Consider the following 26,818-nt stretch of genomic DNA (forward strand, 5'->3'; position numbering starts at 1 on the left):
ATACCCGTAGGGGTATATCGAAGGAGTTGCTTGTGGAACTGGCGATGGCGGCCGAGGAACTGAAGACGGTGGTCAACCGGCTGCGCCGGGCCCAGGGCCAGATCGCCGGGGTGATCAAGATGATCGAGGAGGGCCGGGACTGCGAGGACGTGGTCACCCAGCTCGCGGCTGCCTCACGGGCGCTCGACAAGGCCGGTTTCGCGATCATCGCCACCGGTCTGCAGCACTGCCTGACCGACTCGGACATGGCGGCCAGTGGTGACCGGGAGCAGATGCGGGCACGGCTGGAGAAGCTGTTCCTGTCCCTGGCGTGAGGTACACCCGGGGGTCGCAGCGGGTCAGGTCATGGCGTCCACCAGCATGAACGTGGCCACGGCGAGCAGCACCAGCGCGAAAACGCGCTGCAGCAGGGGGCCGGAGACCTTCTGGCCGAGGCGTTTGCCGTCCCAGGCGCCCAGGATCGCGGTCGCGGTGAACGGTGCGATCACCGCCCAGTCCAGGCCGGCCGTCGTGGCACCGCGGGTGGCCAGGGAGGCCAGCGAGTTCGTCGAGATGACCAGCAGGCTGGTGCCGACCGCGGCCTGCATCTCGAAGGCCAGGACCGTCACCAGGGCCGGGACGGCGAGAAAGCCGCCACCGACACCGAGCAGCCCGGTCAGTGCGCCCAGCCCCGCGCCGGCCCCGGCCGCCCTTCCGGGCCTGACCGCATCCGACGCCCCGTCGGCGGCCAGGGGGCCGGGACGCAGCATCTTGACCGCGGCGAGGGCCGCGACGGCGGCGAACGCCGCGGTCAGCGCCGCCTGGGGCAGGCGGGCTGCCGCGGCTCCGGCGAGTGCCGCGGGCAGGATGCCGGCGGCGGCGAACGCCGCGCCCGCCTTCCACCGCACATGGCCGGTCCTGGCGCGGGCGTACAGGGCGGTCAGGGAGGTGGCGGTGACGATGATCAGGCTTGCGGTGGTGGCCGCCGCAGGGGTGAAGCCGAGCAGGTAGATCAGCGCGGGCACGGCCAGGACGCTGCCGCCGCCGCCGAGTGCGCCGAGCGCCAGGCCGACCACGGCTCCCGCGATCAGGGCCAGGATCAGGGTGCTCACGCGATCCGGCCGCCCTGCCCGCGTTCGTCGACCACCGGCAGCCCGGCGTCCGCCCAGGCGTTCATGCCGCCGGCGACATCGACGGCGTCGACGCCGCGTGCGGACAGGAGAGCGGCGGCCTGCTGGGAGCGGTGACCGGACCGGCAGATCACCACCACCGGCCGGCTTCGCACGTCTGCCGGGAGGGCGGCGCCGGCCAGCAGTCGGGTCAGCGGCAGATGCAGGGCGCCGGGCGCGTGCCCGGCCTTCCACTCCGGCGTCTCGCGGACATCGAGCAGGACGGCGGTGCCGTCACCGGTGCGGGTGCGGGCCTGGTCGGGTGTGAGGCGGTTTCCACCGCGGCGGAGGAGGAACATGCTGTGCCTTCGGTACGTGGGGGGCGGGTCAGGCGCGGGTGACGGCCAGGCCCGCGTCCGTGGCGGCGTCGAAGCCGTCGTCGACCGCGACGACCTGCCGCCCGGCGGCGTCCAGGAGCGAGGCGGCGATCGCCGCGCGCATTCCGCCCGCGCAGTGCACCCACACGGTGCCTTCCGGGACCTCGCCGATGCGGCCGTGCAGCTCGTGGATCGGGATGTGCACCGAGCCGTCGACGTGTCCGGCGGCGCGTTCCAGGTCGCGGCGCACGTCCAGCACCACCACCCGCTCACCGCGCTCACGGCTCGCGGCGAGGTCGGCGAAGACGGCGCGGGGGAACGAGGCGAGCACCTCGCCCTCACCGATCCAGTCGCCGGGTTCTCCGGTGGCGGCGGCGGCCGGGCGGTCGATGCCGACCCGCGCCAGCTCGCGCTGGGCCGCGGCGATCTGCTCCGGGGTCTGCGCGAGCAGGGTGACGGGCTTGCCCCACGGAATCAGCCAGGCGAGATACGTGGCGAGCTTGCCCTCGCCCTCGAAGTTGAACGATCCCGCCACGTGCCCCTCGGCGAAGGCGACCCGGCTGCGCAGGTCCACCACCCACTCGCCGGCCGCCAGCCGCCGCGCGATCTGCGCGGCGTCGGCCCGCTCCGGCGGGGTCAGGTCGAGGGGCGCCGGGCCGGCGGCGTTGGCGGGGCCCATGTGGGCGTAGTAGGCGGGCACGTCCTCCAGCCCGGCCAGCATCCTGGCGACGAAGGTGTCGACGTCCAGGGTGAGCGCGTCGTTGGTGGCCCGTTCTTTGCCGATCGTGGTGGCGTCCCCTTCGGCCTGCGAGGAGGAGCAGAAGCTGCCGAACCCGTGGGTGGGCAGCACCGGCACCTCGTCGTCCAGCTCGGCCGCCAGGCGGTGGGCGGAGGCGTGCTGGGCGCGGGCGAGCTCCTCCGTCAGCCGCGGCTCGACCAGATCCGGACGGCCCACCGAACCGATCAGCAGGGAGCCGCCGGTGAACGCGGCCACACCGCGCCCGGCCTCCTCCAGTACGTAGGAGGTGTGGTGCGGGGTGTGGCCGGGGGTCGCGATCGCCCGGAGCACCAAGCCTTCGTCCACCGCGACCGTGTCGTTGTCGGCGACGGGCGTGCGGGCGAAGGACACGTGGGCCGCGGCCGGCACGAGATAGTCGGCGCCGGTGACACGGGCCAGCTCCAGGCCGCCGGTGACGTAGTCGTTGTGCACGTGGGTCTCCGCCACGTACGCGATCCGCACCCCGCGCCGGGCCGCGGCGGCGATCACCTGGTCGATGTCGCGCGGCGGATCGATCACGACGGCACCGTCGGCGCCACCCGCCAGGTAGCTGCGGTTGCCCAGGCCCTCGAACTCCAGGGTGTCGACGAAGAACACGACTACGGCTCCTTTACGGGACGATGTACCCCCGGGGGTATCTGACGCTCACCCTAACAAAAATACCCAGGGGGGTATTTCAGGGGTCGGGGTCACCCGTGCGGCGCCGCCTCCCACGGGGCGCGGGTACCCGGCGGGGTACCAGGGAATCCGGGGCTTCCGCACTCCGGAGGAGCCACGCAGTGTGATGTACGGCAGCGCCGTCCGCCGGGGAGACCGCCGGTTCCAAGCCGCGCCGCCTCGGTCCGCGAGGCCCTGGCCGACCGGGGGCGGGCGTCCTGACCGGGACCGGCGGGAAGGCCCCACCCGGACGCACGCCTGGGCCCCGCCCGCTCCCCTGCCGGGGTAGGTCGTCCGGCAGGCTCCGGGGCGCCCATGCACGGGTGGCAGCGGTGCAGGCGGGGCCGCGGGGGTACAGCGCGCGGGCGAGCACGGCGTGCGCGGCCCGGGCGTTCAAGGCGCCCCCGCCATCGCGGCCCGGACGTTGCTCGCAGGGCCGATCCGCAGGGTCCGTCCCGCCGGAGTCCTCGCGCCGGCCCCGGCGGCGGGAGGTTTCGTCACCGCTGTCGGCCGGGTGTCGGGGCGGGTGCGGCCCGGGCCGAGCACTTCGACCTGAGCACCGGCCTGCCGGGCAGAGGAGACACCGTCGTCGCAACGACGTCCGGTTCGGCCACGACACCATGGTCATGCCCGGAGTGCGCATCGGGCACGGCACGATCGCCTCGGGGGCCGTCGTCGTGGACGACGGCCCCGCCTGCGCGATCGCCGGCGGCAACCCGGCCAAGGTCATCCGTACCCGCTACACCGACGAGGACGTCGCCCGCCTGCTGCGCCCCGCCTGGTGGGACTGGCCCGCGGAACACCTCACCGAGCACATCCGCACCGTCATGACTCGGCGTCGACGACCTCGAGAAGGCCGCTCCACGGCCCTGAATCGGGCGCCCCCATGCCACGCCCCCGACGGTCGGCGCGGGGGGGGGTCAGCGGGTGCGCGGGGCGTACGGCGGGAAGTGCGGCGGCGGAGCCTGCGGGGCGGCAGGGGCCGGGGCGCCGGCGGCGGCGGTGGCGCGGCCGTGGAGTTTCAGGCAGTGGGCCAGGCAGCCCAGCGCGGACACGCACAGCAGGGTCCGCATGATGTTGGTGGTCTCCCAGATGCCCTTGAACTTGTCGACGAGGGCGAAGTCGGTGGCCTTCGCCGGGTCGCCGAGCTGCGCGAGTTCCATGTTCAGGGGGATGTTGACGGAGAACGTGATGAGCAGTGCCACCAGGTAGAGGGACGCGGCGATCGCGGCCCACAGCGCCGGTGAGCGGTGGCCGCGACGGAAGTCGAGGACGGCGGCCGTGGTGGTGGCGATGAACGCGCCGATGAACACGAGCGCGAACAGGCCGCTGTTGTCGATGAGTTGGTTGAAGTTCTGCATCGCCTCGACGTAGACGCGGTCGTCGGTCCGGGCGAGGCCCGGCATGATCGACACGTCGAAGGTGAAGAACAGGCCGGCCATCAGGCCCATGGTGACGGTCGAGGTCACCAGCAGTGGGCCGGTCGTCCTGCTCGGCCGGCGGGCCGGGCGCGGGGGCGGCGGCGCGGGCGCGTACGGGTTCGCGGGGCCGTACGGGTGGTACGGGTTGGCAGCCATGGGGTCCTCACTCGGTCGGTTGCGAGGCTCGCGGCAGGTGTCGGGCGACGCGCACACGGGCGTCGGGAGCCTAGGCGCGGGCCCGGTGACCGGCCAGGGCGGTCCGAGCGGATCTGGACCGGGCCTCGAGACGGCACCGGCCGACCGGCGGGCGGCGGCCGGTGGCGCCGGGCGGGGCGGAACACCGGGGCGAGCGGGTGTCGACGGTTCCTCGAGCGGTCCCTGAGAGCGTGCCGGGGGCGCTGTGGGCGCCGGAAGCATCTCGAGGAGGCCGAACCATGACCGCGCAGCTCTCCGACCAGCCGGTGCCGGCCGCCCCGGCGGGGCCCCGGCCCACGACCGCGTCCCGGTCCATGTCCGTGGCCCGGCCGGCGTCCGGGTCGGGGCCCGGTGCGGGCGGGCGTGCGGGGAAGAAGCGGCGGGCCGCCGGCGCGCTCGCGGTGATCGCCGGCTGCAACGCGATGATCCAGCTGGACGATCCGATCGTGAACATCGCGCTGCCGGGGATGCGGGCCGACCTGGGTCTGTCGGCCGTCGGCGCGTCGTGGGTGCTGACCGCCTATCTGCTGGCGTTCGGCGGGCTGCTGCTGCTCGGCGGGCGGCTGGGTGATCTGCTGGGCCGGCGGCGGGTGTTCATGGCCGGGGTGGGGCTGTTCACGGCCGCCGCGGCGCTAAGGGGCGCGGCCTCGTCGGGCGAGATGCTGATCGCGGTGCGGGCGGTGCAGGGCGTGGGTGCGGCGCTGGCCGCGCCCAGCGGGCTCGCGCTGCTGCTGAGCATGTTCCCCCAGGGTCCCGCGCGGACGCGGGCGATCGCGGTGTGCACGGCGGCCGGGGCGCTGAGCACGGCCGGCGGGCTGCTGCTGGCCGGTGCGCTGACCTCGCTCGGCTCGTGGCGGTGGGTGGTGTATCTGGATGTGCCGGTGGGGGTGGCGATCGTGGTGGCGGCGCCGTTCGTGCTCGCCGAGACGCCGCGGGTGAGGGGCCGCCTCGACGCGGCGGGGGCGCTGCTGTCGGCGCTGGGCGCGGCGGCGCTGGTGTTCGGGCTGGCGCGGGCGGCCGAGCGGCCGTGGGGCGACATGAGTGTGGCGGGCAGTGTGCTGGCGGGAGTCGTGGGGCTGGTGCTGTTCGCGGTGGTCGAACGGCGGGCCCGGCAGCCGCTGGTGGCGCCGTCGCTGTTCGCCGACCGGGACCGGCTGCTGGCGTACGGGGCGACGCTCGCGGTGCCGGGCGCGGTGATCGGCACGTACTTCTTCCTCAACCAGTTCTTCCAGGCGGGGCGGGGCTGGTCGGCGCTGGTGGCGGCGTGTGCGCTGCTGCCGCTGCCGGTGACCACGGCGCTCGCCGCGGCCGGTGGTGAGCGGCTGCTGCGGCGGCTGGGGGCACGGCGGATGCTGGCGGTGGGCGCGGGGCTGCTGGTGTGCGGGAACGGGTGGCTGGCGTTGTCGGCGACGGGCCCCTACCCGTTGGTGCTGCCGGCGCTGGTGCTGCTGGGAGCGGGGATGGCGTGCGGGGTGCTGCCGTTGACGGTGCTGGCGACGTCGTCGCTGGCGCCGGGCGGGGCGGGGGCGGCGTCCGGGGTGCTGAACGCGGTGCAGAGCGTGGGTGGTTCGGTGGGGCTCGCGACGCTGGTGACGGTGGCGTCGCACGGCGGCGGGGCGGCGGCCGGGTTCGTCGCGGGCGCCGCTTTCGCCGCGGTGGCGCTGGTGGCCGCCGCCGGGTTGCGGGGGCGGCCGGCGGCCGGCGTCAGCTGATGCGCATCTGGGCCATCATGCCCATCGCGGAGTGGTCGAGCAGGTGGCAGTGGTAGACGTAGGTGCCGCGGTAGGTGTCGAAGGTGGCGTGCAGGCGGACGGTTTCGCCGGGCAGCAGCCGCACGGTGTCCTTGAGGCCCGACTCGGAGGGGCCGGGGGCCTGCCCGTTGCGGGCGAGGACCCTGAACTGCACGAGGTGCAGGTGGAAGTTGTGCGGGACCAGGGTGTTGGGGTTCGTGACGGTCCAGATCTCGCTCGCGCCGTGGCGGATGCGGGTGTCGATGCGGTCGTGGTCGAAGACCTGGCCGTTGATGAGGCCCTGGGCGGTCGGGGCGCCGCTCTCGTCGTTCATGCGCAGTTCGAAGGAGCGTTCGGCGGTCGCGGTGGGCAGTGGCGGCAGGGTACGCAGCACGGCCGGGACGCGGCTGGGGTCGGATGCGGTGCGCACGACGTCGAACCGCAGGACCTGGCCGACCTGTTCGGGGCTGCCGGGGCCGAGGGTGTTCTCGAGGACGAGCCGGGTGCCGACGGGGTAGCGGGAGAAGTCGATGACGATGTCGGCGCGTTCGGCGGGTGAGAGCCACAGGGAGTCGAGGGTGGCGGGGGCGGGCAGCAGGCCGCCGTCGGAGCCGATCTGGGTGAAGGGGCCGCCGTCGGCGAGGCGCAGGTGGAAGAAGCGCAGGTTGGAGGAGTTCAGCAGCCGGAAGCGGTACTTGCGGGCGGCGACCTGGAGATAGGGGTAGGGCTTGCCGTTGGCGAGGAGGGTGGTGCGGCCGAGGGCGTCGTCCATCTCGTAGACGAGGCGGCCGCCTTCATCGAGGCGGGCGTCGCGCAGGGCGATGGGGATGTCGTAGGAGCCGGCTGGCAGCGGCAGTGCCTGTTCGGTGTCGTCGGTGAGCAGGTAGGAGCCGGACAGGCCGCGGTAGACGTGTTCGGACTCGTGGTGGTGGGCGTGGTCGTGGTACCAGAGCGGGGCGTGCGGCTGCCGGTTGGGGTAGGTGTAGGTGCGGGTCGTGCCGGGGGCGAAGGTGTCCATGGGGGCGCCGTCGTCGCCGGGCGGGACGGAGGCGCCGTGCAGGTGGACGGAGGCGGGGTTGTCCAGGGCGTTGCGGTGGTGGACGACGACCGGGCGGCCGGATCTGGCCTTGATGGTGGGGCCCGGGAAGTGGCCGTTGTAGGTGAGGACCTCGGTGCTGATGCCGGGGAGTATCTCGGTGCGGGCGCGGCGCAGGGTGAGGGCGTAGGTGTCCTTGCCGCCTGCGGTGGACAGCGGGGTGAGGACGGGCGGTACGGGCATCGCGGTGGCGAACAGCGGGGCGCTCGCGGTACGGGTGCCGGCCTGGGCGCTGCGGGCCTGGAGCAGCGGGGTGAGAGCGGCTGCGGTGATCAGTGAGGTTCCGGTGGTGGCGAGCGCTGCGCCGAGCACGCGGCGTCTGGTGACCATGGTGTTCTCCCTTGAGGGAAGGGGCTGGGCGGGCTGAGTGCAGCACGGGCGGCTCGCACGGCACTCGGGCAGGCCCGCGCCGGGCGGGACGGGTCCGGGGGCCAGGGCGCCGCGGCGCCCGGGTCCGTGGCGTCCCGGCGGGGCGATGTGCGCGGCGTCCGGGCGGGTGGCGGCCGGGAGCGGGCGCGGAGTTGCGGGGGCGTTGCGCCGCTGTCCGTATACCTGGTGCGTCGGTCGTGCCGCCCCGGGAGGACGTTGTCGTGGATCTTCGCTACTGGCTTCCGCGTGCGGTGGACGTCTTCGAGCGGTTCGGGGAGCGGTTCGGCCCGTTCACCGCCCATCCCAGTCACCGGATCGACGACGCGGCGTTCACGCCGGTCTTCGAGCGGTTCGCCAAGCGGATGGACGACAACTATCCGTTCTTCCACCCGTCGTACGCGGGGCAGATGGTCAAGGCGCCGCATCCGGCGGCTGTCGTCGGCTATGTGACGGCGATGTTGTTCAACCCGAACAACCATGCCGCGGAGGGCGGTCCGGCGACGACGGAGATGGAACGCGAGTGTGTCGCCGCGCTCGGTGCGATGTTCGGTCTTCAGGAGCCGCTGGGCCATCTGACGACCAGCGGCACGATGGCGAACCTGGAGGCGCTGTACGTGGCGCGCGAGTCCCATCCGGGGCGGGGTGTCGCCTACAGCTCCGAGTGCCATTACACGCATGAGCGGATGTGCCATGTGCTGGGCGTGGAGGGCCACCGGGTGCCGGTCGACGCGCGGGGCCGTATCGACCTCGAGGCGCTGGAGCGGCTGCTGGCCACGGGCCGGGTCGGGACCGTGGTGGTGACGCTGGGGACGACGGGGCTGGGCGCGGTCGACGAGGTGCACGAGGTGCTGCCGATGGCGCGCCGCCACGGCGCGCGGGTGCATGTGGACGCGGCGTACGGCGGTTTCTACGCGCTGCTGGGCCGTTCCGCGGACCCGGTGGGCCTGGACCCGCGGCCGTGGGCGGCGGTCGCCGGGTGCGACTCGGTGGTGGTCGACCCGCACAAGCACGGTCTGCAGCCCTACGGCTGCGGGGCGGTGCTGTTCAACGACCCGGGGGCCGGGCGGCATTTCGCGCACGACTCCCCCTACACGTACTTCACGCAGGCGGAGCTGCATCTGGGCGAGATCAGCCTGGAGTGCTCGCGGGCGGGTGCGGCGGCGGCCGGTCTGTGGCTGACGCTGCAACTGCTGCCGCTGAACCGGGAGGGCTTCGGCGAGATGCTCGCCGCGAGCCGCCGGGCGGCGCTCCGCTGGGCGGATCTGCTGGCCGGCTCCGATGTGCTGGAGCTGTACCAGCGGCCGGATCTCGACATCGTCACGTATGTGCCGGCGGTGCGGCCGTTCTCGCTGCTGTCCGTCGACGCGGCCTGTGAGCGGCTGCTGCACGAAGGCATGTACGCGGCCGACGATCCGGTGTTCCTGAGTGTGCTGCGCGCGGACGCCGACGCGTTCGCCCGGCGTCATCCGCGGGTTGTGCGGGACGCCGGTGCGGCGCGGGTGATGCGCAGTGTCCTGATAAAGCCGGAGGCCGAGCTCCGTCTCGACCGGCTCCACGCCAGGGTGGAGCAGCTGGCCGCCCTGGCCGCCGGGAGGCAGTAGGCCCCTTTTCTCCTTCGCGGGCCGGTCCGCCGGCGAGCGGGGACCTGGTGCCGCCCTCCGTGATGCGCGGGCGCGGGCACGGCTTGTGCCGTGTCCGGCGCCGGCGGCGCGGCGGGCCGGCGGCGGGGCCCGTGAGCCCGGCCGGGCCCGCGGGGCGGGGCGTGCGGGGCGCGGACGGCCGGCGCCGTTCTCTTTGGAGGGATGGGTCCCTTGTCCTCGTCAACAGTTCCGGTGGTGCCTGCGCGTGTCGGGAGGCCCGCGTCGCGGTCCGATTCCGATGTGCTGGCCGCGCTGCTGGCCGATGCTTTCTTCGATGATCCCCTCGCCCGGTGGATCACTCCCGACGACGGGCGCCGCGCCGCGGTGCTGCCCGGTTTCTTCCGGGTGTTCCTTTCCATGTCGCTCGCGTTCGACTCGGTGCGCACCACCGCCGGGCGGGATGCGGTGATGACGTTCCTGCCGCCGGGCGGCTTCGAGGAGGTGGAGCGGCACGGTGACGCCTACGGGCGGCAGTTCGCCCAGGTGCTGGGCGAGGACGCGGCCCGGCTGGCGGAGATCACCGCTCTTCAGGCGGCGCACCATCCGGTGGGCCGGCCGCATTACTACCTGTCGTTCGGTGCGGTGTCCCCCCGGGCGCGCGGCGCGGGTGTGCTGGCGTCGCTGGTGGGTGAGGTGACGTCGTGGGCGGACGCCCAGGGCGTCGGCGTGTACACGGAGGCGAGTTCGCCCGGCGGGCGGGCGGCGTGCCTGCGGCACGGCTTCACGTCGGCCGGGCCGGCGCTCACGCTGCCCGGCGGGCCGTCGCTGGAGCCGCTGTGGAGGGATCCGCGGTGAGGGGCGACGAGACGCTGAGAATCTTCTCCGCCTCCGAGGTGGAGCAGGACACGGTGCCGCCGGAGCATGCCGGGCCGCTGCGGCAGGTACTGGAATGGAGCCGCGAGTTCCTGGTGAGCGGGCATCCGGCGCTGGGCCGCAGCGGCCCCGTGTGCCCGTACACGCAGCCGTCGCTGCGCCGTGACCTGTTCCTGCTGGCCGTGCCGGCAGGGGGGACGGAGGAGGCCGATCTCGCCGACGCGGTGGCGCATCTGCGGGTCTGGTACGAGAAGCTGGCGGTGGACCTGGACGCGGAGGAGCGGGAGCTGCTCACGCTGCTGATGGTGCTGCCGCATCTGGACCGGTCGGACTCGGCGCCGCTGGACGCTTTGCAGCGGGCGGCGAAGGACGAGTTCGTCGCCGAGGGGCTGATGATCGGCCAGTTCCATCCGGTGTGTGCGGAGCCGGGCCTGTGGAACGAGGACTTCCGGCCGTTGCGTTCGCCGGTGCCGCTGCTGGCGGTGCGCCGGCTGCTGGTGTTCGACCTGCCGTTCCTGGTGAACACGGATCTGCATCTGTCGCACTATCTGCGGCAGTTCGCGCCGGGGATCCCGGCGCGGATGCGGGACGAGCTGGTGAGCCGGGTGGTGTCCTGACCAGTGGAAAACGCTGCTGCCCCGGTCCCTGTCTCAAGGGGCCGGGGCAGCGTCGTGCGGTGGGCGGTCAGCGGTTGGGGCAGCATTCCTCGAGGAAGGCGAGGGCGCGCAGATGGTAGGGGCGGGCGGCCCAGCCGAGGCTGATGTTGTGGCCGGCCGCCTCCTGGCGGTCGACGCGGACCCGCGGGGAGGCGCTGAGGCGGGCGGCCATCGCGGTGAGGGCGGCGTCGTCGGTGTGCCACCACTGTTCGTGCTCGGCGAAGGTGAGGCGTACGGGCACCCGCACGCGGGGGGCGAGCTGCCGGTAGCGCAGCGGCCAGGGTGGGCCGGGGTCGTGCTCCTCGCGGCGCGGGGTGGGGGCCATCAGGTCGCGGGCGCCCTGGAAGGTGCCGGGCGGATAGAGGTGCATGGGGCCCCAGTTGAGACCCCAGGCACCACCGCCGAGGGTGGCGGGGAAGCCGCGGGCGGCGGGGGCGTAGTGGTCGCCGAGGCCGGAGATGTCGAGGCCGATCAGGGTGTCGTCGGTGTCGTCGGCCGCGGCGTGCAGGGCGAGCTTCCCGCCGTAGGAGTGGGCGATGAGGAAGAACCCGGCGCCGGTGGGGTGTTCCCGGGCGAACGCGGCGAGGGCCCGGTGCAGGGTCGCGGACTGCTCGGCGAGCGGCTGGCCGTCCGGGTGGCGGGCGGCGAGGCGGCCGTGGCCGGGGCGGTCGACGGCGAGGACCGGGTGGCCGAGGCGCGCGGCGAGGGTGAGCAGGGACAGATCGGGGTGGGCGGGTGAGTGGAAGTAGCGGGCGTGCATGCCGAGGCCGTGGACGGCGACGACGACGGCCCGTGGCTCACCGGCGGCCGGGTGGGGTCTCGCGTACAGGGCGGACAGCTGAAGGGCGCCGGCGTCGAGGGTGATCTCCTCGATCCGCACGCCCTGGCTCGCGGCGGCCGCCGTCCCCGGCCGGGCGGCGGGCCCGGGCCCGGCGGGGGCGGCTGCCGCCCGGGGCGCAGGTACGGGCGCGGCGGGGGGTTCAGGCGGCCGGGGCATGGCGGGCGCTGCTGACGGTGGGCCAGGCGTGCAGGTCCTCGGTGCGCAGCAGTGCGGTGGCGATGAGCAGGCCCCGGTAGCCGGCCCGCAGCAGGCGGGCGGCGGTCTCGGGGGTGTCGATCGCGCTGGCGCTGACCGGGCAGGGGGTGCCGGCGGCGGTCAGGGCGGGCAGCAGCGCGAGGCTGCGGCCGATGTCGCCGGTGTCCTGTTCTCGGGTCTTGATGTCCTTGTTGTTGACGGCGATCACGCACTCGTCGGCGTGCGGGACGTGTCCGAGCTCGGCCTCGCCGGTGATCTCGACGAACGGGGTGAGGCCGGTGCGCAGGGCGGCGGTCACCAGGGAGCGCATGCTGGAGGCCGGCAGCAGCGCGGCGGTGAGCAGCACCGCGGACGCGCCGAGGGTCCTGGCGGTCTCGAGCTGGTCGCGACGGGTGATGAAGTCCTTCTGGAGCAGTGGGAGTTCGGTGAGGCGGGCGACGTCGCGCAGGAGGTCGGGGGTGCCGCCGAACCAGCGTCCGGTCACCACGGAGATACAGGGGGCGCCGGCCGCCTCGTAGCCGGCGACGATGTCGGCGGGCGTGCGGCCCGACATGAGGTCGATGCCGTGCGCGTCGCGCCGCTTGACCTCCATGACCAGGGGGCGTTCGGCGCCGAGCAGGGCTTCGATGAAGCGGGACGACGTCATGGGGGCTCCTTCGCGTGCGAGAGGTGCGGTGCGGTGTGCCGGCCCGGCCGCCGGAAAGGCAGGGTGGACCGGCGCACCGGAGCGGGGGCGCAGTGCCGGTGGAGGGCACCGGCACTGCGCCGGAGCGCCGGGGGCCCTCAGGGCAGCAAAGCGTGCCGGGGGCAAGCGGGATGCAAGGGGTCCGCGGGCGGGTCCGCCCGGCGCGCGGGAAGTGCGGGCGGGGCAGGCGGGCGGGGCGTTGCGCCGGTGTTGCGGGGCGCGTGGTGAGGCGGGCCGAGCCCCGGCCGGGCCGCCCGGGGCGCGTGGGGAGGCGACTGGACGCGCGGGCGGGCCGCCCGGGGCGCGTGGGGCCGGCCGCACATCCGCGGGGAGTTTATGTCGGGAATGTCACTGTGCGGGGGTGGTGATTCCCGCAGGGGCGGCGCATACCCTGTCGCTGTCCTCCGCTGCGTGCGGTCCCGAGCATCTGGAGCTCCCTGGTGGAACGCGTCCGCGGCCCGCTCGTTCCCGGGCAGGCCGCTCCGAAGGCGCCCCTGCCGCCCGGTGAGCTTCCCGCCGACGCCTCCGGGCCGCACAGCCACCTCGTCCCGCCGCAGGCCGGCCCCCCGCAGGTCCCTGCCGGGGCCCAGGTCCCCCCGCCGCAGCCAGGTCCCGCGCAGGGCGTGGTCCCGCCGCAGGCCGGGCCCGCGCAGGCCGTCGCCGCGGCTCCGGACGCCGGGCTCGAGGAGCTGCGCCGGCGGGCCGCACAGGTGCTGGTGGGCAACTGGACGGGGGCTTCGACCGTCCCCTCCCCCGCCCTGTATCCGCACCAGTGGAGCTGGGACTCGGCGTTCATCGCCATCGGGCTGCGTCATCTGTCGCCCGAGCGTGCCCAGCGCGAGCTGGAGACGCTGCTGGCCGCGCAGTGGGCCGACGGGCGCATCCCGCACATCGTCTTCAACCCGGCCGTGCCGCTCGGTGCGTACTTCCCGAGCCCCGACTTCTGGCGGTCCTCCACGGCGGGCCGGGCGGCGGGCGCCCCGGCCGCGACGGAGACGTCCGGCATCGTGCAGCCGCCCGTGCACGCGCTGGCCGCCTGGCTGGTCCACCGCAGCGACCCGGGCGCCTCACGCCGCCGGGGCTTCCTGGAGCGGGCGTGGCCCGCGCTGGTGGCCTGGCACGACTATCTGCTGCGCTGCCGCGATTTCGGCGGCCGGGGGCTGGCGGCCGTGCTCCACCCGTGGGAGCCCGGCATGGACAACAGTCCCTGCTGGGACGAGCCCCTCGAGCGGGTGGAACCGGCCCCGGCCGGTTCCTTCCGGCGGGCCGACCTCGGTCACGGCGACCGTGCGGACCGGCCCACCGATCTGGACTACGGCCGGTACGTCGCTCTGGCCGCGCACTACCGGGACCACGGTTACCGCGACGCGGGCACGGAGCACGCGTTCGTCGTCGAGGACCCCGGGTTCAACGCGCTGCTCGCCCTGTCGGAGCATGCCCTGGCGGCCATCGCCGGCGAGCTGGGGCGGGACTCCTCGCCGCACCGGTCGCGGGCGCAGCGGCTGACCGCCGCGCTGGTGGAGCGGCTGTGGGACGAGGAGGCGGGGATGTTCCTGTGCCGGGACGTGCGCACCGGCGCCCTGCTGCGCGACAGGAGCGTCACCGGTCTGCTGCCGCTGGCGCTTCCCTCGCTTCCCGGGCCCGTCGCGCAGGCTCTGGTGGGCACCATGACGGGGCCGCATTTCGGGCTCGGTTCGGTCTGTGGCCTGGTGCCCAGCTACGACCTGCGGGGCCCTGCGTTCGACGCGTCCCGCTACTGGCGCGGGCCGGCCTGGTTCAACGTGAACTGGCTCCTGGAGCGGGGGCTGCGGCAGCACGGCGAGGCGGGCCTGGCCGACGCCCTGGAGCAGGCGGTGCTCGCCTTCGCCGGTGGTTCCGGCTTCGCCGAGTACGTCGATCCGCACACCGGGCAGGCGCGTGGGGCGGCCGGCTTCAGCTGGACCGCTTCCGTCGTCCTCGATCTGCTGGCCCGCTCCGGCCCGTCCGCGCAGGCGAAGGCGGGTGCGCAGGCCGGTACCGCGGCCGGTGCGGCGGCCGCGGTGGCGGAGGCCGGGGAGTGACCGTTCCCCGCCCCGGAGGGCGGGGATGCTGTCAGGTGCCCAGGCCCAGCATCGAGGCGATGCGGTTGTACTGGATCTCGTTGGTGCCCGAGTAGATCGTGCCGCCGACCGCGTTGCGCACGCCCTGCTCGAGCCCGTACTCGGACATGTATCCGTGCCCGCCGAAGATCTGCACGGCGGCCAGGGAACTGGCCACATTGGCCTGGCTGGTGAGGAGTTTGGCGATGGCCAGGTCGATGGTGACGTTCTCGCCGTCGTCGAGGCGCTGGGCGGTGTCGTACAGCCATTTGCGGGCTGTCTCCAGGCCGATCTTGGTGTCGACGATCTTGTTGGCGATCGATTGGTAGGAGCCGATGGGTTTGCCGAAGGAACGGCGGGTCTTCGCGTATTCGATGCAGCGGTCCAGCCGGTGCTGCATCTCGCCCGCGTTGACGACGAAGGAGAAGAGGACCTCCCGTTTCATCACGTGGTCGAGGACGATGAACCCGCCGCCGACCCGGCCCAGTACCCGGGTCTTGGGGATGCGGCAGCCGTCGAAGTAGAGCTCACTGAGCGGCGAGGTCCGCAGTCCCATCTTCTTGATCGGCTTGCCGACGGTGAGGCCGGGGGTGTCGCGGTCCACGAGGAACGCGCTGACACCGAGCGCTCCGCCGTCGGGGCGGGTGCGGGCGTAGACGACGAACACGTCGGCGACGGGACCGTTGCTGACGAACGTCTTGCTGCCGTTCAGCACGAAGTGGTCGCCGTCGCGTTCGGCGCGGGTGGTCATCGCCATCGCGTCCGAGCCGCCCTCGGACTCGGTGATGGCGTGGGCGCCGATCGCCTCGCCGGAGCAGATCTGGGGCAGGTACCTCTCTTTCTGTTCGGGTGTGCCGAACCGGGTGAGGGGGATGCCGGTGCTGGCCAGGGTGGTGGTCACCGAGAAGTTCAGGCCGGCGTCCTGGCAGTGCTCCCCGAGGCCTTCGAGGACGTACATGGTGGTGAGGAGGGACTGCCCGAGGCCGCCGTGTTCCTCCTCGAAGGGCAGGGCGAGGATGCCGGTCTTCTGGATCAGCTTCCACTTGTCCCAGGAGAAGGTGGCCTGCTCGTCCAGCTCTATGTGGTCGGCGCTGAGCGCCTCGCCCCACCGTGCCAGACCTTCGCGGAGCTCGGCCTGTTCGGTGTTCCATCGGATCACTTCGGATCCCTTCAAGGGTTTCGCGTCATCAGTACGCGGAGGAGACGTGCTCGTCGAGACTGTGGGTCTCGTCGCCGTTGAGGGCCGGGCTGAAGACGCACACGAGCCGCAGGTCCTCGTGGGGGCTGGCCACCAGGTAGTGGGCGTCGTGCTTGTCGAGCGCGTACATGCGGCCCGGCGTGATGGGGTGGGAGGTGCCGTCGAGCTCGATGACCTCTCCGGAGCCGGCGATGCAGTAGCAGGCCTCGAGGTGGTTGCGGTATTCGAGGCGGGACTTGGTGCCGGCCAGGACGACGGTGTCGGTGAGCGAGTACCCGACGCCGTCGGAGGCGAGGAGGAAGCGGCGGCTGACTCCGTTGCCCCAGTCGACGGTCTTCACGTCCTCGATGTCGCGGATGATCATGGTCAACTCCGATCTGGGTCGTGTGCGGCGCGGTGCCGCACGCTGGGAAGGACCCGGGGGTGGCCGGCGGCCACTGCTCGTGTCCCGGCCCCGCGGCCGGCGGCCGGCGGGGACGCATGGGGGCGCCGCGGATGCGGCGGGTTCATCGGACGGCGGGTGCGCCCGCCGCCGGGGCGGGGGTGCGTGGTGCGGTGCGCAGCCGGTCGGCCAGGGCGCGGGCGGCGCCGGAGGCGACGGCCTCGCGGGTGGCGGCGAGCGCGCTCGGCCAGTCGCCCGGGTGGCCGGAGGCGAGGACGAGGGCCGCGGCGTTGAGGCACACGGTGTCGGTGGCGGCGGGGTGGGCGGTGCCGGCGAGGACGGCGAGGAAGTGGTCCGCGGCGTCGGCGGGCGGCACCGGGCGCAGGTCGTCGAATCCGCCGCCGGGGGCGACGAGTTCGCCGGGTGGGAGCCGCCGGACGCTGCCGTCGTCGAGGTGGACGGTGTTGTCGGCGAAGCCGAGGAGCTCGTCGGCCCCCTGGTCGTTGGAGGTCAGCCAGATCCGCCGGCCGGGGAGTGTGCGGGCGAGTTCGCGCAGCACGGGCAGCGGCATGGCGGCGCTGACGCCGGTGACCTGGGCGGTGACCGGCAGGTCGGCGAGGAAGGGGCCCAGCGCGTTGAGGAAGCGGCCGAACGGTTTCATGCCGAGCGGTGCCACCGTGCGGGCCAGGCGGGTCAGTTCGGCCGGGTAGACGAACGGGCCGGCGAACGCGATGCCGTGCCGCTCGAGCATCTGCTCGGTCTGCCCGTAGGAGGCGGTCAGGCGGATCCCGAGCCGCTCCAGCAGGTCGACGGAGCCGAGGCTGGAGGTGTAGGCGCGGGAGCCGGTCTTGACGACCCGTACGCCGGTGGCCGCGGCGGTGACCGCGGCGGCGGTGGAGATGTTGAAGGTGGCGGGTCCTCCGCCGGTGCCGACGATGTTGACGGTGCCGGGCCAGGGGCCGGGCGGGGGCGTGGTTCTGCGCTCCCGCAGGGTCTCCAGCAGGGCGTCAAGGGTCTGGTGGCCGGGGAGGCTGGTGGTCAGGGAGGCCAGCAGGGCGACGGCCTGCTCCTTTTCGAGCGTGCCGTCACCGAGCCGGTCCCACAGTGATCGCCAGGTCTCGCGCTCGGTCACCGGGGCGCCTGCGAGCAGGCCGGTGAGCGCGGGATGCATGGCTAGCTGCTCACCCCCTGGCGGGCGTCCTCGATGAAGGCGTCGATGGCGCGCACGCTGCGGAAGTTGTCGGGGTCCAGGTCGGCGTCGCCGACGGCGAGCTGGAAGTGGTCCTCGACCCAGGCGATGAGCTTGAGCACGCCGAGGGAGTCGATGACGCCGTCGGAGAGCAGGTCGTGGTCGTCGGCAAGCTCGTGGACACCAAGGTCGGGCAGGAATTCCTCGATGACGAACTTCTTGATGGTGTCGTTGTGGCTCATGACGTCCTTCCTTGGACTGGGATCGGTTCGTGCGGTCGGCCGGGCGCGGCGCGTCCGGCCCGTCGGGTGGTGGCGGGGGGCCGTTGTGCGGCGGTGACCCGCCGGGCGGCGGGGGCGGGCGTGCCGGTCCGGTGCCGGGTGCCGCGGACGGTGGTCCGGGCGTCGCCGGCGCGGCCGGTCAGGTGGAGCAGGCCGTCGGCGTCGCGGCGGACCAGGTCGCCGGTGCGGAACCAGGTGCGGCCGTCGTCGGCGCCCAGGGGGTGGGCGGTGAACGGGTCGCGGTGGGCGGTGCGGCCGAGGTGGCCGGGCGACTGGAAGGGGGTGGAGACGTACAGTTCGCCGGTGCCGGGGCCGTGGACGGGTGTGCTGTGGGCGCCGATGAGGAGGGTCCGCACGCCGGGCAGGGGCCGGCCGACGGGGACGGGCGGGAAGACGGTGGCTCCGGGGCCGGTCTCGTGGACGAGGCTGGGGCCGGTCTCGGTGCAGCCGTAGAGGTTGTGCAGGCGTGCGCCGGGGAACAGGCGCGGCAGCGCGGCGACGGTGCGGTCGGGCAGGGCGCGGCCGGTGAGCACGGCGTGGCGGACGCCGTTCAGGGTGGCGCCGGCTGCGCGGGCGGCGTCGGTGAGCGGCCCGTAGAGCGTGGGGCGGGCGGCCACGACATGGATGTCGTGGGTGGTGAGGAGTTCCAGCAGGGCGGTGGTGTCCGCGGCCCGGCCGGGTTCGGCGAGGACGACGGTGGCGCCGGCGGCGAGGGGGGTCCACAGGTCGAGGAGGCTCGAGCCTGCGGCGAGGGTGCCGGCACCGAGGACGGTGGTGCCGGGGCCGATGCCGAAGCGGCGGGCGGCCCAGGTGGTGAAGCGGTCCACGGCGGTGCGGGCGAGCGGCACGATCCTGGGCGGCGCGGTGGTGCCGGAGGTGGTGAACAGCAGGGCGGGCCGTTCGCCGGGCGGGTCGGGCAGCGCGCCTGCCGCCGACGGCGGCAGGCGGACGGGGCGTACTTCGCCGGCGGGGACCAGGACGCGGGCGCAGCCTGCCTGGGCGGCCAGGTCGGCGAGTCGGCCGGCCGGTGCCGGGGAGGGCAGCAGAAGGGGACGCTCGGACAGCAGGCCGGCCAGGACCAGGGCGATCGCGCCGGGTGAGGTGCGGGCGAGGACGCCGACGGTGTCGTGGGGTGCGGTGCCCAGCACCGCGAGGCGTTCGCGTTCACGGCCGGCCGCCTCGTACAGGGCGCGGTAGGTGGTGTGTTCGCCGCCGTGGATCAGGGCGGTGGCGTCGGGGTGGTGGCGCACCTGGGTGAGGAAGCCGGCGACGAGGCCGGCGGGGGCGTTCATCGCAGTTGGGCCCAGCCGCTTTTCACGGCGGGTCCGTCCGGGGTGCGGCAGGTGAAGCGCACCACGGTGCGGGTGTCGTCGGGCTGGAGGGCGATGTCGAGGGGGACGCCGGGCGCCACGGGGGCGGAGAAGCGGCCGCCGACGGCGTGGATGCGGGCGATGTCGCCGTCGGCGTAGCGGTCGGCGATCTCCTCCAGCGCCAGGGCGACGACGCTCATGCCGTGGGCGATGACGGTGTCGAAGCCGGCGGCGCGGGCGGCTTCCGCGTCGAGGTGGATGGGGTTGAGGTCGCCGGAGGCGTGGGCGTAGGCGCGGATCGTTTCCTCGGTGAGGGTGTGGCGGGCGGTGGCCGGCTCGCCGCCGGGGCCGGCGGGGCCGGGGGCGGCGGCCGGGGGGATGTCGCCGAACGGTTCGGTGCCCTTGGCGCCCAGGAGCAGGGCGTGGGTGGTGAGTTCGGCGAAGGCGGTGCCGTCATCGCCGGTGAGGCGGCTGCGTACGGCGATGCGGGTGCCGCGGGCCTCGCGGCGGGCGCCGGTGACGTCGAGGTGGACGGTGACCTGTTCGCGGGGCCGCACGGGCCGCTCGAGGCGGATGTCCTGGCCGAGGTGGACGACGGAGGTGGTCTCCTCCCCCGCGGTCAGCGCGCGCACGGCCTTGTCGGCGAGTGTGTGGGCGAGGACGAAGGTGTGCACGGGTGAGGCGTCGCCGCTCGCCGCCGGCGGCAGGCCGGGGCGGACGGCGGTGCGGTAGGCGTCGATCTCGGCGGCGCTCGCGGTGCGCTCCGCGGTGCGGGCGAGGGCGGGGGTCGTCGTCATACCGGCGCCACCACCAGTGCGGCGTTGTGGCCGCCGAAGCCGAAGGAGTTCGACAGGGCGGGCCCGGAGGCGATGGTTCGGGGACGGTGGTGGACCACGTCGATGTCCATTCCTGGCTCCAGGCGGTGGTGGTTGGCGGTGGGCGGTACCTCGCGCTCGCGCATGGCGAGGACGGCGGCGACGGCCTCGACGGCGCCGGCGGCGCCGATCAGGTGGCCGAGGACGCCCTTGGGTGCGGTGACCGGCGGGCAGGCGGTGCCGAACACCTTGGCCAGGGCGGCTGCTTCGGCCCGGTCGTTGTGAGGTGTGGAGGTGCCGTGGGCGTTGATGTGGGCGATGTCCGCGGGGGTGAGACCGGCGTCGGCGAGGGCGGCGGTCATGGCACCGGCGGCCCCGGAGCCGTCGGGCAGGGGCATCGACAGGTGGTGGGCGTCGCAGGTGGCGCCGTAGCCGGCGACCTCGGCGTAGGGGCGGGCGCCTCTGGCGCGGGCGTCGTCGGCGCGTTCGAGGACGACGAAGCCGGCGCCCTCCCCCATCACGAACCCGTCGCGGTCCGCGTCGAAGGGGCGGCTGGCCTGCTCGGGTTCGTCGTTGCGCAGGGAGACGGCGTTGAGGTTGCCGAACCCGGCGAGGGTGACGGGGGTGAGGGTGGACTCGCAGCCGCCGGCGATGACCACGTCGGCGCGGTGGGTCTGCAGCAGCAGCCGCGCCTGGCCGATGGCGTCGGCGCCGCTGGCGCAGGTGGTGGCGATGGTGGTGGCGGGGCCGGTCCAGGCGAGGCGCATGGCGATCTGGGCGGCGGCCGCGTTGGGCATCGTCATCAGCGGCATCAGCGGGTTGACGCGGTGCGGGCCGTGTTCGGAGAAGTGGGCGGACTCCAGGTCGCTGGTGGCCCGTCCGCCGACCGCGTTGCCCACCACGACGGCGGTGCGGTGCGGGTCGGGGGCGGGGGCGCCCGCGTCGCGGTGGGCGGCGAGGGCGGCCGTCGTTCCGTACAGGGCGAACGGGTCCATCCGGCGGGCGTCCTTGGCGCCGACGAGGCCGACGTCGTCGAGTCCGCTGACGCGGCAGCCGATCCGTACCCGGTGGCGGTCGAGGTCGAGGTGGGTGAGGCGGGCCGCGGTGGAGCGGCCGGCGCGCAGCGCGGCCCACAGTGCGTCCGGGGTGCAGCCCGCCGGTGTGACCACGCCGATGCCGGTGATCACGACCGGGGGTGGGGTGGAGGTTGCCATGGTTGGTTTCCCGTTCCTGTCTGCCTTCGGTGTACGGGCCGGCCCTCTTCAGGCCGGGAGGATGCCGCACTCGCGGGCGGAGGTGAGGAACGCCTGGGCCGCGAAGTCGATGTCGGCCTCGGTGTGGCGGGCGGTGACCGCGATCCTCAGGCGTGCGAGGTCGTTGGGGACGGCGGGGGTGACCACGGGCAGGCCGATGACGCCGTTCTTGCGGCAGGTGGTGGCCAGGTCGTAGGCGGCGTCGTCGGAGCCGGCGATGAGCGGCAGCACGGCGGTCTCGCTGTCCTGGGTGCGCAGCCCCTCGGCGTTGATGATCTTCCGCAGGCGGGCGGACTGGTGCTGGATGTGGGCGACGCGTTCGGGTTCGCGCTGCAGGATGCGCAGCGACTCCAGGGCGGCGGCGGCCTGGGCGGGTCCGAGGGCGGCGGAGAACAGGAAGGGGCGTGCGGCGTAGCGCAGGTGGCCGATGAGTTCGGCGGGGCCGGCGACCCAGCCGCCCATGGAGGGGATGGCCTTGGAGAGGGTGCCGAGTTTGACGTCGACCCTGGCCTGCCAGTCGAAGTGCTCCTCGATGCCGCGGCCGGTGGCGCCGATGACGCCGAGCGCGTGGGCCTCGTCGACCATGAGGAGGGCGTTGTGCTCGTCGCAGACCTTGCGCAGCTCGGGCAGCGGGGCGATGTCGCCGTCCATGGAGTAGACGCTGTCGACGATGACGAGCCGTACCCCGTCGGGGCTCGCGGCGCGCAGCCGGCGCTCGAGGTGGTCGACGTCGTTGTGGCGGAAGCGGGTGACGGTGGCGCCGGAGAGGCGGCAGCCGTCGACGATGGAGGCGTGGTCGTACTTGTCGATGAAGACGGTGTCGCCGGGGCCGACGAGGCCGCCGACGGTGCCGGTGTTGGCGGCGTAGCCGGAGCCGAAGACCATGGACGACTCGCGGTCGGCGAACCGGGCGACCTCTGCCTCGAGTTCCTCGTGCAGGGGGATGGATCCGGCCAGGGCGCGCACGCCGTGGTTGCCGGTGCCGTAGAGGTCGACGGCGGCCTTGGCGGCGGCGACGACACGTTCGTCGCCGGCCAGGCCGAGGTAGCTGTAGCCGGACATCATCAGCAGCCGGCGGCCGTCGAGGTCGGCGTAGGCGCTGTCGCGTTCGACGGTGTAGGCGACGAAGCTGTTGCGGCGGTCGGGTTCCCATTCGAGTGCCTGGACGCGGCGCCGTGTTGCCGCCAGCTTCGGCTCGAGGCGTTCCCATCCTCCAGATGCGTTCACGTGCGTCTCCTCATCCACTTCTCGGTTGCTCCAGGCGCGCCGTCCTTTCTATGCGCCGGGCCGCAAGGCGGGCGCAACACGGTTTTCGGCACCGCAATTCCCTTGCCGGCGGGGGAAGTCGACCTTCAGGTCGAATACCGGAGGCGCTGATTCCCAGTTATTCCCCCCGGTATGTTTTTGGCCACGGTTGAATGTGGCGACAATTGGCCGGTACGGTCGAATCCACGGGAAAGTGAGTACGAACAGAGATCTGGCTGCGAAGCCGGGGCGCGAATTCGCGGCCTCCCTTTCCTGAAAATCGCGCCCCCGCACGTGCGATGACCGCGTGCAGCCGAAGTCTTGGGGGACTCAGCGTTGCTGATCAGACTCGTAGGTCTTGTCACCATCGAACACGACGGGACGGCGCCCCAGCATCTGTCGAGCGCGCAGGCCCAAGTGGCCTTCGCTCGACTGATACTGGAGCGAACGTCGGGAACCAGCCGCGACCAGCTCGCGGACACCGTGTGGCCGGAAGGGCTGCCCGACACGTGGGCCTCCGCGCTGCGCAGTGTGGTGAGCCGGGTCCGCGCCTATGTCACCGGCCCGCAGCAGAAGCCGGGCGGGACGCCCCTGATCGCACAGAGCGGCCGGTACATACTGCGACTGCCGGACGACGCGGCGGTCGACCTGGAGGCGGCGGAGGCCGCGATGACGGAAGCCAGGGCGGCCTTCGCGGACGGTGCCCACGCGGTGGCGCACCAGCTCGCGGCGGGCGCCGTGTCCAACCTGCGCGGCTCGTTCCTGCCGGCGCACGAAGGCGAGTGGGTCAACGCCGTTCGTGAGCGGGTCGACGAACTGCGCCTGATGTCACTGGAGCTGGCGAGCTTGTCCTCGTCGGCGCTGGGCGCGGAGCACCACGCGGTGCGCTACGCCGACGAGGCGGTACGGCGCGCGCCGTTCCGCGAGAGCGCGCACCGCTGCCGGATGACGGCGCACGCCGCCGCGGGCAACCGGGCGGACGCGCTGCGCGCCTACCAGCAGCTGCGGGAGGTCCTCGCGGACGAGCTGGGCATCGACCCGGCGGCCGAGACCCAGGCCGCCTATCTGGAACTGCTGCGCGCCGAGCCCGCGGGCCCGCAGCGCCGGGCCCCCGCGGGGCGGATGACGGCCGACGCGCTGGACCCGCTGCTGATGGGAGCGTTCGAGGCCCTGACCCCGCCACCGGCGGCGCCGCTGCCGACGCGCTGAGCCCGCCACGACGCCGGGTGGCCCGGCACCTGCCAGGTGCCGGGCCGCCCGGCGTCCGTGTGCGTGCGTGTACCAAGGCGCGCGGGCTGCGGGGAGGGCCCGGGCAGGGACCCGTGCAGAAGTGCGCACTACTGCAGACTTCTGCGCATGGACACCTGTCCCATCACTGCGGCGCGCAACAAGCTGGGAGCGCTCGCCCGACAGGTCAGCGCGGAGCAGAAGCACGTCGCTCTCACCGACCGGGGCCAGACCACGGCCGTGCTCATCAGCCCCGCCGAGCTGGAAGAACTCGAGTACCACCGGGTCACCGCGGAGTACCTGGCCCGCAAGGAGCGCGGTGAGACCGGTCCCGGCGTAGCTCATGAAGAAGCTCATCGCCGGGTCTTCGGGGACGCTTCGTGACCTACCGCGTCATCTGAGAGCCGTTGCTTTGAGTCTCAGTGACTCTCAGCATTCCGGGCGTTTCCGCCGGGAAGGTTCGTGACGGTGTCACCAGAGCGCGGGTTGCTCGCGTCTGGTGCCCTGTCGACGATCTCTCGTTTCCGTCCCCTGGCGGGGTGTTGCGCCAGCCGCCCGCGTGCCCGTCCCCTTGCGGGTTCGGGCGGTGCGGGTCTTCTGCTTGGCTCCACGAGGCTTCGGCACCACCGCCAGGGTGGCGCCCGGGTCTCCGGCCACTCCGGTACCCGTTTCACTGTTGGCCGCCGCGAGGGCGGCCAGGTTGTGGCCTGCGTTCGCGTCCCGGTCCAGGACGAATCCACAGATGAGGGCAGATAACTACTGATAAAAAATACGACTGTTGTTCACCCCATGCAGGGGCGAGCGGCCGGCGACAGGGCCGGCCGCTCGCGGGAAAGCGGGTCTCAGGTGATGGAGACGCCGCTGTCGATGCTGATCACCTGGCCCGTCATGCAGTCCTGGTCGAGGAACAGGGACGCGCTGCGGGCCACCTCCTCCACGGTCACGAAGCGCGGAATGGGGGCCTTGCCCTCCATGCCCTCGACGACGCGGTCGGGGAGGTCCTTGGTCATGCCGGTGATCATGAAGCCCGGGGAGAGGGCGTTGACGGTCACCCCGCGCCGGCCGCACTCGGCGGCCAGCGTGCGGGTGAAGCCGATCAGGCCAGCCTTGGAGGCGGAGTACGCCGTCTGTCCTGCGGTCGCGATCAGGCCCGAGGGCGAGACCACGTTGATGACGCGGCCCCACCTCTGGCGCAGCATGTGCGGGACGGCGACGCGTGCGGTGTGGAACGAGCCGATCAGGTTGGTCCGGATGACCTGGGCCCAGTCGTCCGGGTTCTGCATCGCCATCAGCGCGTCCTTGCGGATCGCACCGTTGTTGACGAGGACGTCGACGGGGCCGAGGCGCTCACCGATCTCCCGGTACAGCGCGGTGACGGCGTCGTAGTCACCGACGTCGCCGCTGACGAGGACCGAGTCGTTGGTGAGTTTGTCCTGCACGGCCCGGGCCGCGTCCTTCGAGCTGTTGTAGTGGACGGCGACCCTGCAACCCAGTGCGTCCAGCTCGAGGGCCAGGGCCTGGCCGAGGCCTCCCGAGGCGCCGGTGACCAGCGCCACCGGCTGCTCGGGGCGGTTTCCGGTCTGTGGGCCCGTACTCATGGCGTTACCTCCGTGGATAATCCGCACTTCACGGCGGAAGCGACTCCTGCCGGCAGGGCAGGGGAAAGTGATCCGCCGTCAGGACCGGCCGCCGCGCGGGACGGGCCCGCGGGCCGGCCGGCCGCGTGGCGTCAGGCGTTCTCCAGTGCCGGACGGCCGGCGTTGACGGTGGTGGCGAGCTGGTACTCGCCCAGGTCGAAACGGCGCGTCGCGCGGCGGAACCGCCACGTGTAGGTGGGCCAGATCGACGGGTTGCGGCCGTGCTCGTCCAGGTACCAGCTCTTGCAGTTCCCGGCGTTCCACACGGTGCCCTCGAGCCGGCCCTGCAGCCGTTCGTTCCACTGCTGCTGGGCCTCGGCGCGGACCTCGACACTGGCCAGGCCGCGCTTGTCCATCTGTCCCAGCGCGTCGATGACGTAGCCGATCTGCGCCTCGATCATCACCACCTGCGAGGAGTGCCCCAGCGTGGTGTTGGGGCCCAGCAGCAGGAACAGGTTCGGGAACCCGGCGACCGTGGTGCCGCGGTGCGCGGCCATGCCGCCCTCGCGCCACACGTCCCGCAGCAGCCTGCCCTCGCGGCCCGTGATCCGGCCGGCGACGGGCCGGTCGGTGGCCTTGAAGCCGGTGCCGAGGATGATCGTGTCGACCTCCCGCTCGGTGCCGTCCGAGGAGACGATCGACTTCGCCCGCACATGGTCGATGCCGTCGGTGACCAGGTCCACATTGGGCTGCTGGATCGCCGGATACCACGTGTTGGAGAACAGCAGGCGCTTGCACGCCATCACGTAGTCGGGCGTCAGCTTCGCCCGCAGCTCCTCGTCCGCGACGGACTTCGCCAGATGGTCGCTGGCCATCTTCTGCATCTTGCCCGCGACCTTGGGCCGCTTCATCACGAACGCCAGGACCTCACGGCCCCACATGTTGAAGTTGCGGCGGAAGCGCTGGTAGCCGGGGACGTTGTGCAGCAGCTTCGACTGCAGCGCGCTGGTCGGCTTGTCGTTCTTCGGCCCGATCCAGGCGGGGGTGCGCTGGTACAGGTCCAGCCGTCCCACCTCCGGCTGGATCTTCGGCACGAACTGGATCGCGGAGGCGCCGGTGCCGATGACGGCGACGTTGCGGCCCGCGAGGTCGTGCTCGTGGTCCCAGCGCGAGGAGTGGAACACCGTCCCCTCGAAGTCCTGAAGGCCGGCGATGGCGGGCACGGCCGGCTCGGAGAGGTAGCCGGTGCCCGACACCAGCACCTGGGCGGTGTAGTCACCCTGGGAGGTGCTCACGTGCCAGCGGCGGGCGGTCTCGTCCCAGCGGGCGGCGAGCAGTTCGTGACCGAAGCGGATGTAGGGGCGGACCCCGAACCGGTCGGCGACGTCCCGCAGGTACTCGTACAGCTCCGCCTGCTTGCCGAACGTGGACTTCCAGCCCGGGTTCTGCGCGAAGGAGAACGAGTACAGGTGCGACATCACGTCGCACGCCGCGCCCGGGTAGGAGTTGTCCCGCCAGGTGCCGCCGACCTCGTGGGCACGCTCGAAGACGAGGAAGTCGTCGATGCCCTTCTGCAGCAGGCGCACCGCCATGCCCAGGCCGGAGAAGCCGCTGCCGATGACCGCGACGCGCAGATGCCGGGTGGGGCCGCCGCCCGTCGCCCGCCCGCCGGGCGAGGGACTCCCGTCGCTGCGCGCGGGTTCCAGAATGCTCGTCACGTGG

Annotated in this window: 25 protein-coding genes and 1 pseudogene; 9 read left to right on the forward strand and 17 right to left on the reverse strand. The window is 73.4% G+C overall.

What is annotated here, in order from left to right; translation table 11 throughout:
• Positions 1 to 32 precede the first annotated feature (32 nt).
• The gene (locus tag MDN94_RS30915) at positions 33 to 314 is read left to right on the forward strand and encodes a metal-sensitive transcriptional regulator (protein ID WP_085573762.1); all 282 of its coding nucleotides are present in this window, start codon (positions 33 to 35) and stop codon (positions 312 to 314) included.
• A gap of 24 nt (positions 315 to 338) precedes the next feature.
• Here the strand turns inward: MDN94_RS30915 and MDN94_RS30920 are convergent, their stop codons facing one another.
• The 3 genes from MDN94_RS30920 to MDN94_RS30930 are packed head-to-tail and all read right to left on the reverse strand — an operon-like array spanning position 339 to position 2,840.
• On the reverse strand, positions 339 to 1,091 hold the full coding sequence (locus MDN94_RS30920; protein WP_482729170.1) for a sulfite exporter TauE/SafE family protein: 753 nt from the start codon (positions 1,089 to 1,091) through the stop codon (positions 339 to 341).
• Entirely contained in the window at positions 1,088 to 1,447 is a 360-nt protein-coding gene (locus tag MDN94_RS30925) for a rhodanese-like domain-containing protein (RefSeq protein ID WP_482729171.1), read from the reverse strand. The genes MDN94_RS30920 and MDN94_RS30925 overlap by 4 nt, the downstream gene beginning before the upstream one ends.
• 28 nt (positions 1,448 to 1,475) lie before the next feature.
• The gene (locus MDN94_RS30930; RefSeq protein ID WP_482729172.1) at positions 1,476 to 2,840 is read right to left on the reverse strand and encodes an MBL fold metallo-hydrolase; all 1,365 of its coding nucleotides are present in this window, start codon (positions 2,838 to 2,840) and stop codon (positions 1,476 to 1,478) included.
• Positions 2,841 to 3,425: 585 nt separating this feature from the next.
• Here MDN94_RS30930 and MDN94_RS30935 point away from each other — a divergent pair.
• A pseudogene (locus MDN94_RS30935) lies at positions 3,426 to 3,773 on the forward strand (LbetaH domain-containing protein); the annotation flags it as partial.
• A 47-nt stretch (positions 3,774 to 3,820) separates the two neighbouring features.
• On the opposite strand, the gene MDN94_RS30940 reads toward MDN94_RS30935, so the two are convergent.
• Positions 3,821 to 4,477, reverse strand: a complete 657-nt coding sequence (locus MDN94_RS30940) for an anthrone oxygenase family protein (RefSeq protein WP_482729173.1) — start codon at positions 4,475 to 4,477, stop codon at positions 3,821 to 3,823.
• Positions 4,478 to 4,755: 278 nt separating this feature from the next.
• Between MDN94_RS30940 and MDN94_RS30945 the strand changes: the two genes are divergently transcribed.
• Complete coding sequence (locus MDN94_RS30945; protein ID WP_482729174.1) at positions 4,756 to 6,228, forward strand: MFS transporter; 1,473 nt, start codon at positions 4,756 to 4,758, stop codon at positions 6,226 to 6,228.
• Here the strand turns inward: MDN94_RS30945 and MDN94_RS30950 are convergent.
• Positions 6,221 to 7,672, reverse strand: coding sequence for a multicopper oxidase family protein (locus MDN94_RS30950; RefSeq protein ID WP_482729175.1), 1,452 nt, complete (start codon positions 7,670 to 7,672; stop codon positions 6,221 to 6,223). The genes MDN94_RS30945 and MDN94_RS30950 overlap by 8 nt on opposite strands.
• A 260-nt stretch (positions 7,673 to 7,932) precedes the next feature.
• Between MDN94_RS30950 and MDN94_RS30955 the strand changes: the two genes are divergently transcribed.
• From MDN94_RS30955 to MDN94_RS30965, 3 genes are all read left to right on the forward strand, one after another.
• Positions 7,933 to 9,312: a pyridoxal phosphate-dependent decarboxylase family protein gene (locus MDN94_RS30955; RefSeq protein ID WP_482729176.1), complete on the forward strand. Its 1,380-nt coding sequence runs from the start codon at positions 7,933 to 7,935 to the stop codon at positions 9,310 to 9,312.
• Positions 9,313 to 9,546: 234 nt separating this feature from the next.
• Complete coding sequence (locus MDN94_RS30960) at positions 9,547 to 10,146, forward strand: hypothetical protein (RefSeq protein WP_482729177.1); 600 nt, start codon at positions 9,547 to 9,549, stop codon at positions 10,144 to 10,146.
• Complete coding sequence (locus tag MDN94_RS30965) at positions 10,143 to 10,781, forward strand: DUF6875 domain-containing protein (protein WP_482729178.1); 639 nt, start codon at positions 10,143 to 10,145, stop codon at positions 10,779 to 10,781. The genes MDN94_RS30960 and MDN94_RS30965 overlap by 4 nt, the downstream gene beginning before the upstream one ends.
• Before the next feature lie 67 nt (positions 10,782 to 10,848).
• Here MDN94_RS30965 and MDN94_RS30970 read toward each other — a convergent pair whose 3' ends face one another.
• Complete coding sequence (locus MDN94_RS30970) at positions 10,849 to 11,700, reverse strand: alpha/beta hydrolase (protein WP_482729822.1); 852 nt, start codon at positions 11,698 to 11,700, stop codon at positions 10,849 to 10,851.
• Positions 11,701 to 11,800: 100 nt separating this feature from the next.
• Positions 11,801 to 12,502: a beta/alpha barrel domain-containing protein gene (locus MDN94_RS30975; protein WP_482729179.1), complete on the reverse strand. Its 702-nt coding sequence runs from the start codon at positions 12,500 to 12,502 to the stop codon at positions 11,801 to 11,803.
• Between the two features lie 728 nt (positions 12,503 to 13,230).
• Between MDN94_RS30975 and MDN94_RS30980 the strand changes: the two genes are divergently transcribed.
• A complete protein-coding gene (locus MDN94_RS30980) occupies positions 13,231 to 14,601 on the forward strand; it encodes an MGH1-like glycoside hydrolase domain-containing protein (RefSeq protein WP_482729823.1) in 1,371 nt (456 codons plus the stop codon).
• A 31-nt stretch (positions 14,602 to 14,632) separates the two neighbouring features.
• Here the strand turns inward: MDN94_RS30980 and MDN94_RS30985 are convergent, their stop codons facing one another.
• The 8 genes from MDN94_RS30985 to MDN94_RS31020 form a co-directional block, all read right to left on the reverse strand.
• The gene (locus tag MDN94_RS30985; RefSeq protein ID WP_482729180.1) at positions 14,633 to 15,778 is read right to left on the reverse strand and encodes an acyl-CoA dehydrogenase family protein; all 1,146 of its coding nucleotides are present in this window, start codon (positions 15,776 to 15,778) and stop codon (positions 14,633 to 14,635) included.
• 28 nt (positions 15,779 to 15,806) lie between these two features.
• Entirely contained in the window at positions 15,807 to 16,181 is a 375-nt protein-coding gene (locus MDN94_RS30990; RefSeq protein ID WP_441267151.1) for an ectoine synthase, read from the reverse strand.
• 142 nt (positions 16,182 to 16,323) lie between these two features.
• On the reverse strand, positions 16,324 to 17,370 hold the full coding sequence (locus tag MDN94_RS30995; protein WP_482729181.1) for an anthranilate phosphoribosyltransferase: 1,047 nt from the start codon (positions 17,368 to 17,370) through the stop codon (positions 16,324 to 16,326).
• A 2-nt stretch (positions 17,371 to 17,372) separates the two neighbouring features.
• Entirely contained in the window at positions 17,373 to 17,630 is a 258-nt protein-coding gene (locus MDN94_RS31000) for a phosphopantetheine-binding protein (protein ID WP_159682266.1), read from the reverse strand.
• Complete coding sequence (locus MDN94_RS31005; RefSeq protein ID WP_482729182.1) at positions 17,627 to 18,961, reverse strand: AMP-binding protein; 1,335 nt, start codon at positions 18,959 to 18,961, stop codon at positions 17,627 to 17,629. Before MDN94_RS31005 ends, MDN94_RS31000 begins: the two co-directional genes overlap by 4 nt.
• Complete coding sequence (locus MDN94_RS31010) at positions 18,958 to 19,776, reverse strand: MaoC/PaaZ C-terminal domain-containing protein (protein ID WP_482729183.1); 819 nt, start codon at positions 19,774 to 19,776, stop codon at positions 18,958 to 18,960. The genes MDN94_RS31005 and MDN94_RS31010 overlap by 4 nt, the downstream gene beginning before the upstream one ends.
• The gene (locus tag MDN94_RS31015; RefSeq protein ID WP_441267155.1) at positions 19,773 to 21,008 is read right to left on the reverse strand and encodes a beta-ketoacyl-[acyl-carrier-protein] synthase family protein; all 1,236 of its coding nucleotides are present in this window, start codon (positions 21,006 to 21,008) and stop codon (positions 19,773 to 19,775) included. Before MDN94_RS31015 ends, MDN94_RS31010 begins: the two co-directional genes overlap by 4 nt.
• Positions 21,009 to 21,056: 48 nt before the next feature.
• Positions 21,057 to 22,274 (reverse strand): aminotransferase class I/II-fold pyridoxal phosphate-dependent enzyme, encoded by a 1,218-nt coding sequence (locus tag MDN94_RS31020; RefSeq protein ID WP_482729184.1) that lies wholly within the window; start codon positions 22,272 to 22,274, stop codon positions 21,057 to 21,059.
• Between the two features lie 354 nt (positions 22,275 to 22,628).
• Between MDN94_RS31020 and MDN94_RS31025 the strand changes: the two genes are divergently transcribed.
• Both MDN94_RS31025 and MDN94_RS31030 read left to right on the forward strand, forming a co-directional pair.
• Positions 22,629 to 23,501 (forward strand): AfsR/SARP family transcriptional regulator, encoded by an 873-nt coding sequence (locus tag MDN94_RS31025; protein WP_441267156.1) that lies wholly within the window; start codon positions 22,629 to 22,631, stop codon positions 23,499 to 23,501.
• A gap of 147 nt (positions 23,502 to 23,648) precedes the next feature.
• Positions 23,649 to 23,903: a type II toxin-antitoxin system Phd/YefM family antitoxin gene (locus MDN94_RS31030; protein ID WP_482729185.1), complete on the forward strand. Its 255-nt coding sequence runs from the start codon at positions 23,649 to 23,651 to the stop codon at positions 23,901 to 23,903.
• Positions 23,904 to 24,361: 458 nt separating this feature from the next.
• Here MDN94_RS31030 and MDN94_RS31035 read toward each other — a convergent pair whose 3' ends face one another.
• Together MDN94_RS31035 and MDN94_RS31040 are read right to left on the reverse strand one after the other, a co-directional pair.
• Positions 24,362 to 25,117: an SDR family NAD(P)-dependent oxidoreductase gene (locus tag MDN94_RS31035; RefSeq protein ID WP_356624051.1), complete on the reverse strand. Its 756-nt coding sequence runs from the start codon at positions 25,115 to 25,117 to the stop codon at positions 24,362 to 24,364.
• 131 nt (positions 25,118 to 25,248) lie between these two features.
• Entirely contained in the window at positions 25,249 to 26,814 is a 1,566-nt protein-coding gene (locus MDN94_RS31040; RefSeq protein ID WP_482729186.1) for a flavin-containing monooxygenase, read from the reverse strand.
• Positions 26,815 to 26,818 lie beyond the last annotated feature (4 nt).

This window comes from Streptomyces sp. WAC00040 (assembly GCF_056835925.1).